The 14,582-nt window shown below is 57.4% G+C and carries 14 protein-coding genes and 1 pseudogene; 3 read left to right on the forward strand and 12 right to left on the reverse strand.

Annotated elements, in window-relative coordinates; genetic code table 11:
- Window positions 1–19 precede the first annotated feature (19 nt).
- A pseudogene (locus AC5LXX_RS27050) lies at window positions 20–231 on the reverse strand (IS256 family transposase); the annotation flags it as partial.
- A 91-nt stretch (window positions 232–322) separates the two neighbouring features.
- Between AC5LXX_RS27050 and tnpA the strand changes: the two are divergent.
- The 3 genes from tnpA to tnpC are packed head-to-tail and all read left to right on the forward strand — an operon-like array spanning window position 323 to window position 2,664.
- Window positions 323–724 (forward strand): IS66-like element accessory protein TnpA, encoded by a 402-nt coding sequence (gene tnpA, locus AC5LXX_RS27055; RefSeq protein ID WP_175038127.1) that lies wholly within the window; start codon window positions 323–325, stop codon window positions 722–724.
- Complete coding sequence (tnpB, locus tag AC5LXX_RS27060) at window positions 721–1,062, forward strand: IS66 family insertion sequence element accessory protein TnpB (protein ID WP_036047966.1); 342 nt, start codon at window positions 721–723, stop codon at window positions 1,060–1,062. The genes tnpA and tnpB overlap by 4 nt, the downstream gene beginning before the upstream one ends.
- A 51-nt stretch (window positions 1,063–1,113) precedes the next feature.
- On the forward strand, window positions 1,114–2,664 hold the full coding sequence (gene tnpC, locus AC5LXX_RS27065) for an IS66 family transposase (RefSeq protein WP_493411699.1): 1,551 nt from the start codon (window positions 1,114–1,116) through the stop codon (window positions 2,662–2,664).
- Window positions 2,665–2,970: 306 nt separating this feature from the next.
- Here the strand turns inward: tnpC and AC5LXX_RS27070 are convergent, their stop codons facing one another.
- From AC5LXX_RS27070 to AC5LXX_RS27120, 11 genes are all read right to left on the reverse strand, one after another.
- Window positions 2,971–3,600: an HNH endonuclease gene (locus AC5LXX_RS27070; RefSeq protein ID WP_493411700.1), complete on the reverse strand. Its 630-nt coding sequence runs from the start codon at window positions 3,598–3,600 to the stop codon at window positions 2,971–2,973.
- Complete coding sequence (locus AC5LXX_RS27075; RefSeq protein ID WP_493411701.1) at window positions 3,597–4,838, reverse strand: AAA family ATPase; 1,242 nt, start codon at window positions 4,836–4,838, stop codon at window positions 3,597–3,599. The genes AC5LXX_RS27070 and AC5LXX_RS27075 overlap by 4 nt, the downstream gene beginning before the upstream one ends.
- Window positions 4,839–5,111: 273 nt before the next feature.
- Complete coding sequence (locus tag AC5LXX_RS27080) at window positions 5,112–5,390, reverse strand: GNAT family N-acetyltransferase (RefSeq protein WP_493411702.1); 279 nt, start codon at window positions 5,388–5,390, stop codon at window positions 5,112–5,114.
- A gap of 163 nt (window positions 5,391–5,553) precedes the next feature.
- Window positions 5,554–7,359 (reverse strand): NACHT domain-containing protein, encoded by a 1,806-nt coding sequence (locus AC5LXX_RS27085; protein ID WP_493411703.1) that lies wholly within the window; start codon window positions 7,357–7,359, stop codon window positions 5,554–5,556.
- An 835-nt stretch (window positions 7,360–8,194) separates the two neighbouring features.
- Complete coding sequence (locus AC5LXX_RS27090; protein ID WP_493411704.1) at window positions 8,195–8,368, reverse strand: hypothetical protein; 174 nt, start codon at window positions 8,366–8,368, stop codon at window positions 8,195–8,197.
- Between the two features lie 33 nt (window positions 8,369–8,401).
- Window positions 8,402–8,590, reverse strand: coding sequence for a hypothetical protein (locus tag AC5LXX_RS27095; RefSeq protein WP_493411705.1), 189 nt, complete (start codon window positions 8,588–8,590; stop codon window positions 8,402–8,404).
- A 148-nt stretch (window positions 8,591–8,738) separates the two neighbouring features.
- Entirely contained in the window at window positions 8,739–10,601 is a 1,863-nt protein-coding gene (locus AC5LXX_RS27100; protein ID WP_493411706.1) for a methyl-accepting chemotaxis protein, read from the reverse strand.
- Between the two features lie 169 nt (window positions 10,602–10,770).
- A complete protein-coding gene (locus tag AC5LXX_RS27105) occupies window positions 10,771–11,442 on the reverse strand; it encodes an OmpA/MotB family protein (RefSeq protein ID WP_493411707.1) in 672 nt (223 codons plus the stop codon).
- A 63-nt stretch (window positions 11,443–11,505) separates the two neighbouring features.
- Window positions 11,506–12,270 (reverse strand): flagellar motor protein, encoded by a 765-nt coding sequence (locus AC5LXX_RS27110; protein WP_124455891.1) that lies wholly within the window; start codon window positions 12,268–12,270, stop codon window positions 11,506–11,508.
- Window positions 12,271–12,283: 13 nt separating this feature from the next.
- On the reverse strand, window positions 12,284–13,534 hold the full coding sequence (locus tag AC5LXX_RS27115) for a cyclic nucleotide-binding domain-containing protein (protein ID WP_493411708.1): 1,251 nt from the start codon (window positions 13,532–13,534) through the stop codon (window positions 12,284–12,286).
- A 238-nt stretch (window positions 13,535–13,772) separates the two neighbouring features.
- Window positions 13,773–14,435, reverse strand: a complete 663-nt coding sequence (locus AC5LXX_RS27120; protein ID WP_493411709.1) for a glutathione S-transferase family protein — start codon at window positions 14,433–14,435, stop codon at window positions 13,773–13,775.
- Window positions 14,436–14,582: the final 147 nt, after the last annotated feature.

The raw sequence follows: 14,582 nt of genomic DNA on the forward strand, positions 1-14,582 counted from the left end.
GGGCGCATCCCGGCTAGCTCTGATCGGTGATGACCGTCTTGCCGCTGGCGCCGTTGCGCTCGTTGACCTGACTGGCCGGCTTGGGCTGACCCGGTGGGCAGCCCAGATGCAGATCATCTCAACGCCCGTCGCGCGTTCGATGACTGCGTTGCTGAACGCTAGCATCAGGTCCTGCACCTCGGCCGGCGTCATCGGCCCTTTAACGAGTTGATCTAGCAGCTCCTTGGACAGTTCAGGCGTAAGCGCTCGACACGTACCGTCTGTTCATGAGGGCGCGGCACCGGCAATCTGATTCCCATCAGATGTAATGGGAATCAGATTGATGAAGCCAGTGGTGCATGGAAGACAACCGGGATCGAGGAACTACACGAAGGAGTTTCGGGAAGCGGTTGCTGCCGAAGCGAACGATCCGAATCGCTCGATTGCCGAGGTAGCGCGTGCGCACGGCTTGAACGCCAATATGGTCGCGCAGTGGCGAAGAAGCTTACTCGATACGCAACCTGCACCGTCGGTACCAAACATCGCGCTGCTACCGGTTGATGTGGTCGATCTGCCTGCGAAAGACATCCCACATCACGCTCTGCCGCAAACGCCGGACGTGTCGGCGAGCCCGGCGATGCCGCCAGGCTGTGAAATCGAGATCGAGGTCGGCAAACGACGTATTCGTATCCGCGGTGTGTCGCAGGAGTTCGCCGAACAGTATTTGCGAGACTGTCTGAAGTGATCCCGCCGAACACGCGAATCTGGATCGCGGCGGGCGTCACGGACATGCGTTCCGGCTTCAACTCATTAGCCGCGAAGGTACAAACCGTGCTGGAGAAGGATCCCTACAGCGGGCACGTGTTCGTGTTCCGGGGTAAGCGCGGCGACTTGCTGAAGTGCTTGTGGTGGTGCGACGGTGGCCTGTGCCTGCTCTCGAAGCGCCTCGAGAAAGGACGTTTCGCGTGGCCACGCGCCGATGCTGGTGTTGTTGCGCTGACGACCGCTCAGCTCGCGCTCTTGCTCGAAGGTTTCGATTGGCGGCAGCCGATCGATGCGGTACGCCCGCGAAGCGCATTGTAAACGTTCATTACGCGTGGAGAGCTTGTGGGTGGCGTCGTGTAAGCTCACCGCATGTCCGCTGCTCCCACCGATCTCCCCGACGACATTGAAGCGCTGAAGGCGATGGTCGCCAGCTTGCGCGAGCAGCTCTCGTCGCGCGCGATCGAGATCGAACATCTGAAGCTGACGATTGCCAAGCTGCGCCGGATGCAGTTCGGCCGAAAATCGGAGAAGCTGGATCGCCAGATCGAACAGCTTGAATTGCGGCTGGAAGACCTGCAGGCCGATGAAGGCTCGGCCGATATGGCCGCGGCGGATGCAGTGAAACGGCCGAGTCGCGAAGGTGTCGGCCGCAAGCCGTTGCCCGATCACCTTGAGCGCGAAGAGCGGATCCATCTGCCCGCCGATGATGACTGCCCCGATTGCGGCGGGCAACTCAAACCGCTGGGCGAAGACGTCGCGGAACAGCTCGAATACGTCCGGGCGCACTTCCGCGTGATTCGCCACCGCCGTCCGAAGCTGGCCTGCGCATGCTGCGATCGCATCGTGCAGGCCGCGGCACCGAGTCGACCGATCGATCGTGGCATCCCGGGCCCAGCGCTGCTCGCGCACATCGCCGTGTCGAAGTTCGCGTACCACATCCCGCTGCATCGCCAGGCAGTCATGTACGCGCGCGACGGCGTCGAGATTGATCCGGATGCAATGGGGTATTGGATGGGAAGCATCACAGCGTTGCTCGCGCCGCTGGTCGACACCGTGCGCCGCTACGCGCTGGCCGGCGGCAAGGTTCATGCTGACGACACGCCGTTGCCAGTGCTGGCGCCCGGCAACGGTCGCACAAAGACAGGACGTCTGTGGGTCTACGTGCGCGATGATCGGCCGAGCGCTTCCGAAGAGCCGGCAGCAGTCTGGTTCGCCTACACGCCCGATCGACGGGGCGAGCATCCCCAGCAGCATCTTGCAGACTTCACCGGCGTGCTGCAGGCCGATGCGTTTGCCGGCTATGCCGAGCTGTATCGCGGCGGCACCATCCAGGAAGCTGCCTGCATGGCCCACGCTCGCCGAAAGATCCATGATCTACATGCCGTCCGTCCCAATGCGGTAACGGAGGAAGCGCTGCACCGGATCGGCGGGCTCTACAAGATCGAGGAGCAGATCCGTGGCAAACCACCTGATGAGCGACACAGTGTGCGCCAGGCGCGAGCGGTACCGCTGCTCGACGACATGAAACGCTGGTTCGAAGCAACGCTCGCCACGCTCTCTGCAAAATCCGACACGACCAAGGCGATTCAGTACGCGCTGAATCGCTGGCCGGCGCTCATCTACTACTGCAGCGACGGGCGTGCGGAAATCGACAACCTGATCGCCGAGCGAGCACTGCGCGGCGTCGCCCTCGGCAGACGGAATTACTTGTTCGCCGGCGCCGACTCCGGTGGCGAACGTGCCGCCGCGATGTATAGCCTGATCGGCACGGCACGCCTGAATGGCCTCGATCCCGAGGCGTATCTCGCCTATGTTCTTAAGCGCATCGCTGACCATCCGATCAACCGCATCGACGAGTTGTTGCCGTGGAACGTGGCGTCGGCGCTTCCGTCTACTGCCCAAGTCGAACCCATCCGATAGCATCGCGCTCCCGTCGTCAACGACCTACTCTACGGTGCTGGTCGAGTGCTTACGTTCAGGCAGCGGTCTGCGAGCCGCTGCCTGACGCGCTACAGTTTGCCTTTTCTTCTTCATCGGTATATCGATGATTTTTACCTCTCATGATATGAGTCACCCACGAAATTGCGGATAGGTCCTTACCTCGTGTTTGTAGAAAGCGTCGCCAAGGATCTACTGCAGGCAATTCGCGCGAGCGAATTCGATTCGTTTGTATCCCGTGAAATTTCACCTTCACAATCGATGCTCACGCAGTGAAAACCCACAGAATTATGGCAACGCCTTAATGAATTCAATTAATTTTTTAGGATTACCAGATAGCAAAAGAGTTAAAGCACCCTCTACAAACTGGCGATCAGAAGCCTTTACACTTGAAAGGTAACTCAAAATGAATCTATCAAGAACGCAATCGTGCACCGTTCTTCTACCTTTGGGCGTCTTCCCGACGTAAACGTGGCCCCCAAGGATATCAATATTAGCAGAGTAGGTATCGTATCTAGGATGTACGATACGATAGTTATTTTTAGATTTTGAGTATTTCGCAGTCTTTGGTGGCTTTACCAAAACGGGCTTGTCATTCTTCAACCGATTGCACCATTTACATGCGACGACGAGATTCCTATCGCAGAATGTAAACCTCTCATCTTCATCGATGGGCACGATATGATCAATGTGCCAATCATCCATCGCAATATTTAAATACTGCTTTTGACAATAGAAGCAATGTCTGCCTTGCTCATTAACCAAGGCGGTTTTTATTTTTTTATATGCAACCTTGAAATCATCGTGGCCCCATTTATCACGTGATGAGCAGGTCAATTTTTCAATTTTTTCGATAGCAGCAAGATCATCACCATCAAAAATATCTTTGTCGCACAAACTCTCTATCGCAATATTCACGAAACAGCCCTCTTCAAAATCGCCGTGACCAACTTCTTCGTTTGCGCATCTTGAATTTTAGGTTTCAATTTCCGAAGAATATCTGTAAAAATAGAAAATTCGTTGGCGTCACCCATCGCCAGAGCTTGAGTTGCTCTAATAGCTGTTTCTCGGACAAAGTGACTATTCGAGGTAAGCGTATTGAAGTATACCGCGAAAACTTCTTCTATGTTCCCGACAGTCGAGCCCATCATATCTGACGCACTGATCAATTCAGCGCCGAGATTGATAACCAAGGTCCCTTTTTCCTTAGCAGCGCTGACTACCATAGGCGAATGAGTTGCTATGTAAAACCTACAGCGTTTGTGATACTTGGCGATCTTGTAAATAAGTTGAGAATATTTCTCCTGCCAAGCAGGATGAAGACTTATTTCTGGTTCATCAATGAGAATAATGCAATCATCTTCAATTGCACTGGCCAAAACCATCAGCCCAACAAAAAAGCTAAGCTGTCCGGAACTGAGCTGATCGGCGGACCTCCATGAATCTTCCTGCGTTGCATATTCGACGCGAATGACGCGAAGGCCGCCAAGTCGACGAAGGAGCATTAGTGCATCGGCGAGATCACGCGACTCTCCCGAGACCGTAGGTGGAAAGTGAGCATCAAAATTTGACGGGGGCATCTCTGCGTCCGACGGTGTAGCAATCCGCACAGTCCCCGGCCGCATGAAAACCTCAAGTGAAGTAGATTGCAGGATTGACCGCGCTACCGGATTGTTATCAATTTCCAGACGTGGAAATCTTTGCAATCGAGCTCGTTCAATTCGGAGGCGAACCCTGAATGTTGCAGAGAACCGAGTGACATCAGCGATCTCTTGAAAAAGTGGTTGCTTACTCTCGTCCGAAATACAGAACTGGACGATTGCCTGAAAAAGTAATGCATATCTGGATGTACCACTCGATCCCCCGCCTATTCGTTCGAACGATCTCCGCGCCAACAGAGAATTTGCGTCACCGGAATCAAATTTGCTAAATGGCGCCATCGAGTAGGCTATGATCTTTGGCGAGTGATTATCGGGATCAAAATCCCCATATGGTGTGTTCGCCCTTTTTTTAGCTATCGATTTCGCAATATCCAACAGTAGGGAACTCTTTCCACTGCCGTTATCTCCTGTTAGAAATAGGAAGGCGTTGTTGCCGTTCTTTGCGATATTGTCACCAATCTCAAGTGCTTCGGCTGCATCAATTCTGGAGCTCATTGGAAATATTTTTCTAAAATTTTTTTGATTGTAAACCACACCTTAAATTTTTGTCGAACTTATAAAAACCGGCGTACAAAATTCTGCGATGAATGAATACCTATGGCTGCGGATTCAACTCGTCGATACAACACACTGCATAGCGGCAAGGAGCGCTGCATCGATGGGTTGAATCCGCAGCCGAAACCAGACGTCCCCTTGGACTACACTTCGGTTATCCGATGCCCAGTGAGCCAGATTCTCAGCCTGCAATATATTTTTCCATGAATACACTCACCGGGTCGTCCGCATAGTCACCAAACGATCCTCGATGTTGATAGCCAGCAGACGCATACAACGCGAGGGGTCGGTTTCACGCTTTAGCACCGAGCAGCCCGAGTCAATTACACGCGACTCAAGCACGGAAATAAGTCTCCTGGCAACACCTTGCCCACGAGCTCGCGGGCTGACATACATGCGCTTCAATTCGCCGAATTCGGGATGGACGACAACCGCCCCGCACCACACCCGATTGCTTCCCCTCGTTGTCCCGAGCAACAGCAAACAGCACATTGGGTTGCTTTAATTGTATAAGTCACGACCTCATCTGTCAGCCCGCGTCAGATCAGGTCTGAGATGGCCTCGCCGTCACCTCATCGAGAGCCGTCATCGCCCCGCACTGGACGACCGCATTGCTAGGAATGCGCTCGATTGTGGCATGCGCTTGCAAGAGACTTTAGAAGATGTCTTCCTTGCGATTTTCGGCCGCTACGTATTTACGTGCCATTTCCAGCTCTCGTTCAACTCGCTGAATTCCTATCCTCATTGATATCAAAAACGGATCATATCCAATCTCTTGATAAATCTCCGAAAGAGGCTTCTCAACCATATCCATCCTTGATTTTCGATCCGTGTGCGGTCTCGCTAGGCGAATCCCACCCTTAAGCAAAATATCGCTGTAGGCATTCAGATTTGACGAAAATGCCACATTACTCAACACCTTTTGATGGGTAAATGAACGTTCGTGCATAGCATCAGGTTCGCTCACAGTGAGCATAGTTGTCACACGCAAAGTACCCTTTCGCTCGGCCAGTTGAATACTTACCCCATTGGTCAGCTTCCGCAAATACGCTTGTAGTATGCTCACTTCGGAAGATGCGCCAGACGGAAAATCTCTCAAAAAATCTTCGCAGTCTGGGATAAGGAAGAACTTATTGTATCGATATTGATCAATTTTCGACAGAAAATTAAGTATTTGTTCCCATTTACGATAGTCACCCCTGACCCTCTCATAGAACTTCTGAGCCGCACTCTCATGCAATCGACGAACAAAGGACGCAGCAAAATATTCCGCAATGCTTTTATGAAGGAATGTCATATCGCCGACTCCTTCTTCAAGAAGTAAGCAAGCGACCTTGCTGACGTCATGTCGGAACGCCTCAAGCTTTGTAGCACCTTCGGTAAAATATTCTGCCGACCGCTCGAATGTCGACGCAAACTGTTCGGCCGTGAGACTCCGGGTAAACCCGGCTTGCGCACACATAAAACAGAACGTTTCGAATAACTTCTGGAGTGTTCGCTCGCCGAGCCCGGTTTGAAGCTTCCGCTCAAAACCGGGTTTAGTTTTGTCGTGCCGCGTAAAAACCGTCGCAAACAATGATTCAAAAAATTCAGCAAGCAGCGGCGGGATAGAATTCTCCGATTTATATACCATTACCGTTAACGTCAACATTAATGGCGTTACAATAAGTTCAGAGATTTCGTTTGGACTCTCAGAGATAGCGATTGCAATTTCGTTGGCTCGAACGCGCATCAGCCCGAGTTTACTAAGGAATGGCAGGTGATCCTCTACTCCTATATTTGCCAATCGCAAGACCTCGAATGGTGGACACTTTTGTATGTCGCAATCTGGCCGGGAGGTTACCAAAACGACGATGTTTTCATACTTTTCGATAATTAACTCCAGCTCCCTTACAACGCTCGAGATCAGCGAATTGTCGAGTTCATCAAATCCGTCGAGTAAAATGGCAATTTTTCCAGTCTGCGCGAGGAAGTGAAACGAGTCGCGCGTAGCGTCGATCTCATACGTCTTCATCTCGGCAAGAATGTAGTCCATCAGGTCTTTTCCCGACTTCACTGATCGGAGTTCAATGAAAATGGGTAGCCTACCGCTGCCGCTTTCGGATAATTCTTGTATGCAAAGATATCGCAGGAACATAGACTTTCCTTGCCCTACGATTCCCTCTATTACGACTGTGTTAGCCCCAAGATCACCGATATTCTCGACCTTTTTCTTTCCGCCATTGAACGAGATAGCCGCCGGATAGTAGAAATCTCTGATCAACACCTCTTTTTCAAATTGCCAGAGAGTCTTTACCGATTCAATTTTGCTGATTTTCTTCGCCAGTCGCTTCGGGAACTGGGACGCCGCCCAGTTATCGAGATAAGTGGCACCTATACTTTTTGCCTTCGTGTATAAGTCTTTTACTAATGGCGTCAGAATCCTAGCCCCGGTAGTTACCGTCGCGACTGTTACTGTCATTTGTCCACCACTGATTGATACCGATTTTGTTGTTCTACCCGAGTTTAGGTAGGCAGATTGCCGAATGGAGCTTTTGCCTCGCGTCGACAGCGGTGTAGCGCCGACGCTTCTGTGCTTGCCAAGGAGTCAGCGCGGCGTGGCTCGGCAGACAGATTGTTGACGATGTTCGCTAGCATGTCGAATGGCCACTGAGTCAGACGATCCGACGCTGTCTGTTCGGTCTAGTCTAGCCCTAGACACTTTAATGATGCAAGGTCCAGCGCGCACCGGCTTTCCGGCGGGTACAAGTTGTCCTGGTAGGCGTACAGATCGGCGATGAGGGCGATCACGTCCAATTGATCAGGCGACTCAAAAGCAATGTCCATGACTGAAGACGCGAGGCAAAAAGGAAATTGAAGTACCCAGTGGCAACGAAACGAACGGCATCTACGCCAATATCCGACTTTCAGCCGTCGGTTGTCACCGATGTTTAGGGTACTATCGAACGAGATTGCGCCCGCACGATAACCTCATATCGAAAAACAACGTCACCCACCATCGCATCTGTTTCCGCAACGTTCCGCGAATACCTCTTCTGCACCGGAAAACTCTTCGTGAAACACTCTTGCCGCCGCCACAAGCCGCGGTTCCGGCACCGTTACGTCCCGCCAGAGGACATAAATCCTCTCCCTTGCTTTACAGAGATGACCAACATATTCGGCTCCCGGCACCCCATCCTGGCTTTCCCCGAACAGCCGCGCCTTCACCACCGCATCAGCCGGGTTGCGCTTTAGCGGCAGTTCAGCAAACCGAAACTCGCGGCATCATCGGCGAACACGTCGCACAAAGAGTGTCCTTACAAGATAACGGCAGCATCATCGATCGACTTGACCCCAACATCGGCCGTTTTTTCCCGAACCTGCAAAAGTGACACCGTCGTAACCAGAAGATTGACCATCGCGTCATCCAACTTCAAGAACAGACCGTCCTGCCCGCGTGTCATCCCGTCATCGGCGACAACGCTCTGCACGTTATGCTCTGCTTTTGCAGAAACCACTTCGCCTTACACTGCCCGATGCAGCTTAACCAGCTTTGCATTCACCTCGGCCGCATATTTCTTGTCCAGATCCGCCTGATCTTCCATCCTGGGCGCGGCAACCTCCGCCGCGACCTTCTCCCGATAAGCCAGGTAAGAATCCGTCGGCGCCCCGACAACCTTTGCCCCCAACGCAGCAATAACGGCAACAAGCACCGCCGCCCCCCACCCCAACCCTCAATCCAGAAATGCGTTTCATTTCTATAAACGCCACTAAATCCCGCGCCAACAAGCAAAAACGGCTGCCGTGACCCCACGGCAGCCGCCCTCAGAAACACCCGATCCTCAACCCGCCAATCAGCCCTTACTCATCCACTTTAAAAGCCGAAACCAGCTTGGTCAATTCCGCCGCCTGCTGCTTCAAGCTCTCCGCGGCCGCCGCACTTTCCTCGACCAGAGCCGCATTCTGTTGCGTCATCTGATCGAGCGACTGCACCGCGTCCCCGATTTGGTCGATCCCGGCGCTCTGCTCCAGGCTAGCCTCCGCAATCTCGCTCATCATCGCGCTAACGCCCTGAACCTGCGAGACAACATCACTCATCACCTTCCCCGCCTCACTCACCAGCCGCGACCCGGCACCAACCGTCCCCGCGCTGTGCTCGATCAGCGATTTGATTTCCTTCGCCGCCTGCGCACTACGCTGCGCGAGATTCCGCACTTCCGAAGCGACAACAGCAAACCCACGCCCCTGCTCCCCCGCCCGTGCCGCCTCCACCGCAGCATTCAACGCCAGAATATTCGTCTGAAACGAGATACTGTCGATCATCACGATGATCTCGGAGATCCGCTGCGAAGCGTTGCTGATCTGCTCCATCGTCGTCACGACCTCGCCCACCACCTGCCCGCCACGCGCCGCCGTATCCGCCGCACCGTTGATCATCTTCGCCGCAGTAGTCGCCGTCTCGGTGTTGTTGCGCACCACGGCCGTGATCTCTTCCATCGAAGAAGCCGTCCGCTCCAGGTTGCTCGACTGCCCTTCGGTGCGTTCGCTGAGATCCGCATTCCCAGAAGCAATCTGCGCCGACCCGGTCGCGATCGAAGCCGAAGCCGCCCGAATCCGGTGAACCAGCGTCGACAGCGACGACACGAACCGGTTGAACGCGTCCGACAGCTGCCCGATCTCGTCCTCGCTCTCGACCGTCATCCGGCGCGTCAAATCACCCTGACCGCTCGCAATCTCCGACAACAACGTCGCCGCCCGCCGAATCGGCGCAGCAATCGCGCGCCCCACCAGCCAGATCACGAGCAGCGCAACCCCAAGCCCCACCACCGCCGCAACGAGCGCCGCGCTGCGGATCGCGCGCGTCACCGGCCCGAGCAGTTCGGCCTGCGGTACCTGGACGACCACATACGCATTCAACTCAGGAATGAACGACGTCGCGATGAACCGCGCGCCACCATCACCCTCGTAGCTGAGATACGCATAAGGCTTGCCCGCAAGCAACGTCGACGACGCATCCCCCGGCAGCCCCGGCTCATCCTTCAGAAAATGCTTGCCGTCGATCAGCGACGTATCGCGATGCATCATGATCGCGCCGTCGGGGCGCACGAGATACGCAAACCCGGTCTCACCGATCCGATAAGCCGAGATGCCCTTCGCGAGCGCATCGACGGACAGGCTCATGCATGCCGCGCCGATCGGCACGCCGTCGATTTCCACGCGGCTGTTGATGAACATCATGTAGCCGCCGACGGTCTCCTCGCGATCCATGTTTACGTCGTACGCCTTGCCGGACGACAGGAAGCTGGTCAGCCACTGATCCTTGTCGGTCACTTTCCGCTGCAGGCCGGCTTCGTTGTAGTAGTTGCCGCTCTTGACCGACACCCACTGCACGGACGCGGCCTTCTGCTCGTCCTTCACGTTCTTTGCGAACTGGATCCAGTTGCGCGTGCCGGCGTCGGGTTCGCCGTCGGCTTCCCATTGCAGCAGGAATGCATCGCGCGCGAGGATGCGCGACGCAGCGATCGGGCCGGCCATCTGGCGCTGCACGTCGGCGCGAATGCCGTTCACGGCGGTCGGCAGCTCTTCGTGGACGACGCGCTCGCGCACCGCGTTGCCGATCAGACGAACGCTGAGCCCGCTCGAAATCGCGACGAACACGAGCAGGCAACTCGTCATGCTGAGAATCAGCTTGTTCTGAATGGAAAGCTTGCGCCAGAAATGCATGGGGAACCCTCGATAACCGCTCGGTCTGAGCCAGTTTGGGTTATCGGCATGCACGCGCAGAACCGCATCGCTGATTTCAGATACCAATCATGCGAGATTCGTTATGTTGATGACAGGCGGGCATATGCGGCCGCCTATATGCGTTGGCACAACGCGAGTACCACGCTAATCAGTATGCAACGAAGATCGTAACGCGCCGGTTTCGCGCCCTCGATGCAGTATCGTCGCCCGCGACGAGCGGCTGCGTATCGGCCCGCCCGATCGCCGCCAGCCGATGCGGCGCGATACCGCGCTCGGTCAGGTAGCGCACGACACTGCCCGCACGCGCCGACGACAGCTCCCAGTTCGATTCGTATTTCGCGTTCGCGATCGGCACGTTGTCCGTGTGGCCTTCGACGAGGATGTCGCCGGTCGCATGATCGCTGAGCGCCTGCGCAATCTGGTTCAGCACGGGCGACGAATCGGGCAGCAAGCGCGCATCGCCGACATTGAACAGGATCTTCGCGTCGATGCCGATCTCGACACCGTGCGGCGCCTTCACCAGCGAGATCCGGCCGTTCGACTTCAACGAATCGAGCAACGCGAGCCACGGCGGCGCAGCGTCGGACTTGACGGGTTCGGCGGCGGCAGTCGCAGCACCGCCGGCCTGCCGCGCAAGCGTCTGGTACCGCGCATCGAGCGCGTTGTATTTCGCGAGCTGCAGCACGTACAGCGCGAGAAACAGCACCATCAGCGTCGTGATGAGATCCGCGTACGAAATCAGCCAGCGTCCGGACTGCGCGCCTTCGAGTTCGTCATCGTCGCGATCGGCAGCGGATGCGCCGTCAGTTCGAGCAGTCATGCTGTCGGGAGTCCGGGTTCGTCATAAGGTACAGGCGCGCAGACAGATACCTGCGCACGAACATCACGCCAGCGATTCCGCCGCGCGCCCGCGCACATCGCCGGTCAGGCGCGTTTCGATCGTATGCGGCGACTCCTTGCGCGAAATCGCGAGCAAGCCGTCGAGATACAGCTTGCGGAACCGCATCTCGCTGTCGATCTGCGCGCGCAGCTTGCCGTACAGCGGCAGGAACACGAGGTTCGCGAACGCGAGGCCATACAGCGTCGCGACGAACGCCATCGCGATGCCCGGCCCGAGCTGCGCGGGTTCGAGAATATGGCTCGTCACCTGCACGAGCCCGAGCACCGAACCGAGAATGCCGAACGTCGGCGCATAACCGCCGGCCTGCTGCCACACGCGCACGGCAGCGAGGCGGCTGCGTTCGTACGCATCGAGTTCGCGCTGCAATGCATCCTCGAGCACGGCGGTCGACACGCCGTTCGCAAGCAGTTCGAGCCCGCGGCGCGCGAACGGATGAATGCCGCTCACGTCCATCGATTCGAACGCGAGCAACCCGTCGAGCTTCGCGCGGTCACCCCATTCGAGCAGGTCGGACAGGTTCTTGCGATCGACCTCGCGCGCCCGCACGAACGCGAGCCGCAACTGCTTCACCGCGTCGAAGAAGCGCGCCCACGTGTTCTGGATCATCACCGCGCCGAGCGTGCCGCCGAGCACGATCACGAGCGCCTCGAACTGGAACAGCATCGAGAAATGCCCGCCTTCGAGCGCGAAACCGAACACGATCGCCGCGCCGCCGAGCACCACGCCGGCCAGGGTCAACAGATCCATACGTTTCTCCGTTTCACGCATCCGACGACGACGTCGACGCCACCGGCGCCACGCCCGCCACAGGCGCCTTCGCCACACGCACGGCATCCAGCACGCGCTGCTCGATCTCCTCGACCTCGATCGGATCGAGCTTGATCTCGCGGCGCATCACCCACGACACTTCGTTGCGCCGCGCCTCGGTCATCACGGAAAACAGCTTGTCGGCCACGGCGCGATCGTCGAGATTCGCGATCAGCTTCGCGAGGTCGTACGTATCGAACGCGCTGATCACGTCGAACAGCGTGCGCTGGTCGACCCACACGATGTCCTCCAGCGCGCGCACGTCGCCGCCGCGACGCCCGTTGCGCCGCGAGAAGTACGCCACGCCCTTCTGCTCGACGAAACTGAGCACCTTCGATTTGCGGAACGCAAACACTTCGTCGGCGATCTCGCCGTTCGAGAGCTTGCTGAGCAGCAGCGTCCGGTCGACGCCGATCAGCGATTCGAGATCGGCCAGTTCGATGAGTTCGAGTTCGCTGTTGATCGACAGGTCGAGATCGTGATCGGCCACCTGCTGCGCGCGATCGATCACGCGAGCGGCGTCGAACGTGACGACCTGGCGCGCATCCGACGAGGCCGCATGGTCGATCGCGCCGCCGGCAGCGTCACCCTGCGCGGCTTCGATCGTGACGAGATTGAGCTTCTCCATGCGCCGCAGCATCGCGAGCACGTGCGGGCGCGAATGGCCGGCAATCGCGCGGCATTTGCGGATGACTTCGGCGAGCGGCACCGAGGTTTCGGCCGCATGGGCCTGCATCGGCCGGCGCGCCCACGTGTCAGCGGCTTCGCGCGCATCGGCGTTCGCCATCAGCGCCAGCAGGTGCGCATACGACAGCACGCCCGGCATGAAGTCGCCATGCGTGTAGGTCGCGAGCTGGTCGTCCTTGCGCTTCACGCGGCGGATCATCGTCCGCACGATGTGGCGCAGCAGCGCGGACACCCGCTCGATTTCGTCATCGAGCATGCTGGCCGGCACGACGGTGAGCTGACAGAACGACAGCGCCTTCGCGGTATGCGCTCGCGGTTCGGCCGCGAGCAACGCCGATTCGCCGAAGAACTCGCCACGGCCGAGCGTCGCGACGATGACGCGCTTGTCGTCGCATCGCGTGGACAGCTCGACCTTGCCGTCGGTAATCAGAAAGATGACGGGCTCGCCGGCGAAGCCCTCGGAATAAATGATTTCCCCGGGCGCCGCCGTACGCGTCCACGATTGCTGACGATTCACAAGTCGATCCCCCTGCTGCGCTGGTTGTTGCGGACTGCGCGTCGCACGTCTGAAGCGTGCGATCGCGAGTCATCCCCGTGACCTGTTTACGTCATGGGGCTCAACATCCTTTAGGGAATTCGTCCTCGTTTCGAACCGAAATCAAGGTAAAACGTTTGCGAGTTGCGCGAGCGCATCGAATGTTCGTTTCGCCCCTTGCGCATGTCGCGAAATTGAACGTGTGCGGCGAGTGCGTGCGTCAGAACTCCATGTCGAGTTCGTCGATGTCTTCGTGCTCGGCCTTCGCCGCTTCGATCCACTCGGCGACGAACGGATGCGCGAGCACGCGCATGCAGTATTCGGCGACGTCCGGTTCGAGCTTCACGTCGTAGGTCAGGAAGCGCGTGACGACCGGCGCGTACATCGCATCGGCAATGCCGATCTCCGCACCGAACAGCCAGGGGCCGCCGTACTCGGCGAGGCATTCGCGCCAGATCGTCACGATCCGCTCGATGTCGTGCTGCGCGCGCGACCAGATCCGGAAGCCGGGGAAATGCCCGCGCAGGTTCATCGGCAGCGCGGATCGCAATGCGCTGAAGCCGGAATGCATCTCGCCGCAAATCGACCGGCAATGCGCGCGTGCATGGCGGTCGTCGGGCAGCAGCCGCGCCTGCGGGCGGATCTCGTTCAGGTATTCGGCGATCGCGAGCGTGTCCCACACCGCGTTGCCGTCGTGCGTCAGGCACGGCACGAGGATCGACGGCGACAGCAGCAGCAACTCCGCGCGCGACGTCGCATCGATCGGCACGCTGACCGTCTCGAACGCGACCCCGCTCAGCTTCGCGAGCAACCAGCCGCGCATCGACCATGACGAGTAGTTGCGGCTGCTGATGGTCAGCGTCGTCCGTGCGTTGGATTCCATGTCGCTCCCCTGCTGAATATGTCGTTCGTGCCCCTGCACCGTAACGGACGCGCCGCGCGACCGCCCGCACCACACCTGTGCGCTCCGTTCGCCGAACTGGCGCAACGTCGCACGGCATCGCGGCACGTATCGCGCGCCGGGACGGCG

Source organism: Burkholderia torrens, assembly GCF_984668525.1.

Coding starts and splice junctions, on each gene's coding strand:
- tnpC (WP_493411699.1), top strand. CDS start 1,114: ATGTCCGCTGCTCCCACCGATCTCCCCGACGACATTGAAGCGCTGAAG.
- AC5LXX_RS27120 (WP_493411709.1), bottom strand. CDS start 14,435: ATGGAATCCAACGCACGGACGACGCTGACCATCAGCAGCCGCAACTAC.
- AC5LXX_RS27105 (WP_493411707.1), bottom strand. CDS start 11,442: ATGACTGCTCGAACTGACGGCGCATCCGCTGCCGATCGCGACGATGAC.
- tnpA (WP_175038127.1), top strand. CDS start 323: ATGAAGCCAGTGGTGCATGGAAGACAACCGGGATCGAGGAACTACACG.
- AC5LXX_RS27085 (WP_493411703.1), bottom strand. CDS start 7,359: ATGACAGTAACAGTCGCGACGGTAACTACCGGGGCTAGGATTCTGACG.
- AC5LXX_RS27075 (WP_493411701.1), bottom strand. CDS start 4,838: ATGAGCTCCAGAATTGATGCAGCCGAAGCACTTGAGATTGGTGACAAT.
- AC5LXX_RS27110 (WP_124455891.1), bottom strand. CDS start 12,270: ATGGATCTGTTGACCCTGGCCGGCGTGGTGCTCGGCGGCGCGGCGATC.
- AC5LXX_RS27100 (WP_493411706.1), bottom strand. CDS start 10,601: ATGCATTTCTGGCGCAAGCTTTCCATTCAGAACAAGCTGATTCTCAGC.
- AC5LXX_RS27080 (WP_493411702.1), bottom strand. CDS start 5,390: ATGTGCTGTTTGCTGTTGCTCGGGACAACGAGGGGAAGCAATCGGGTG.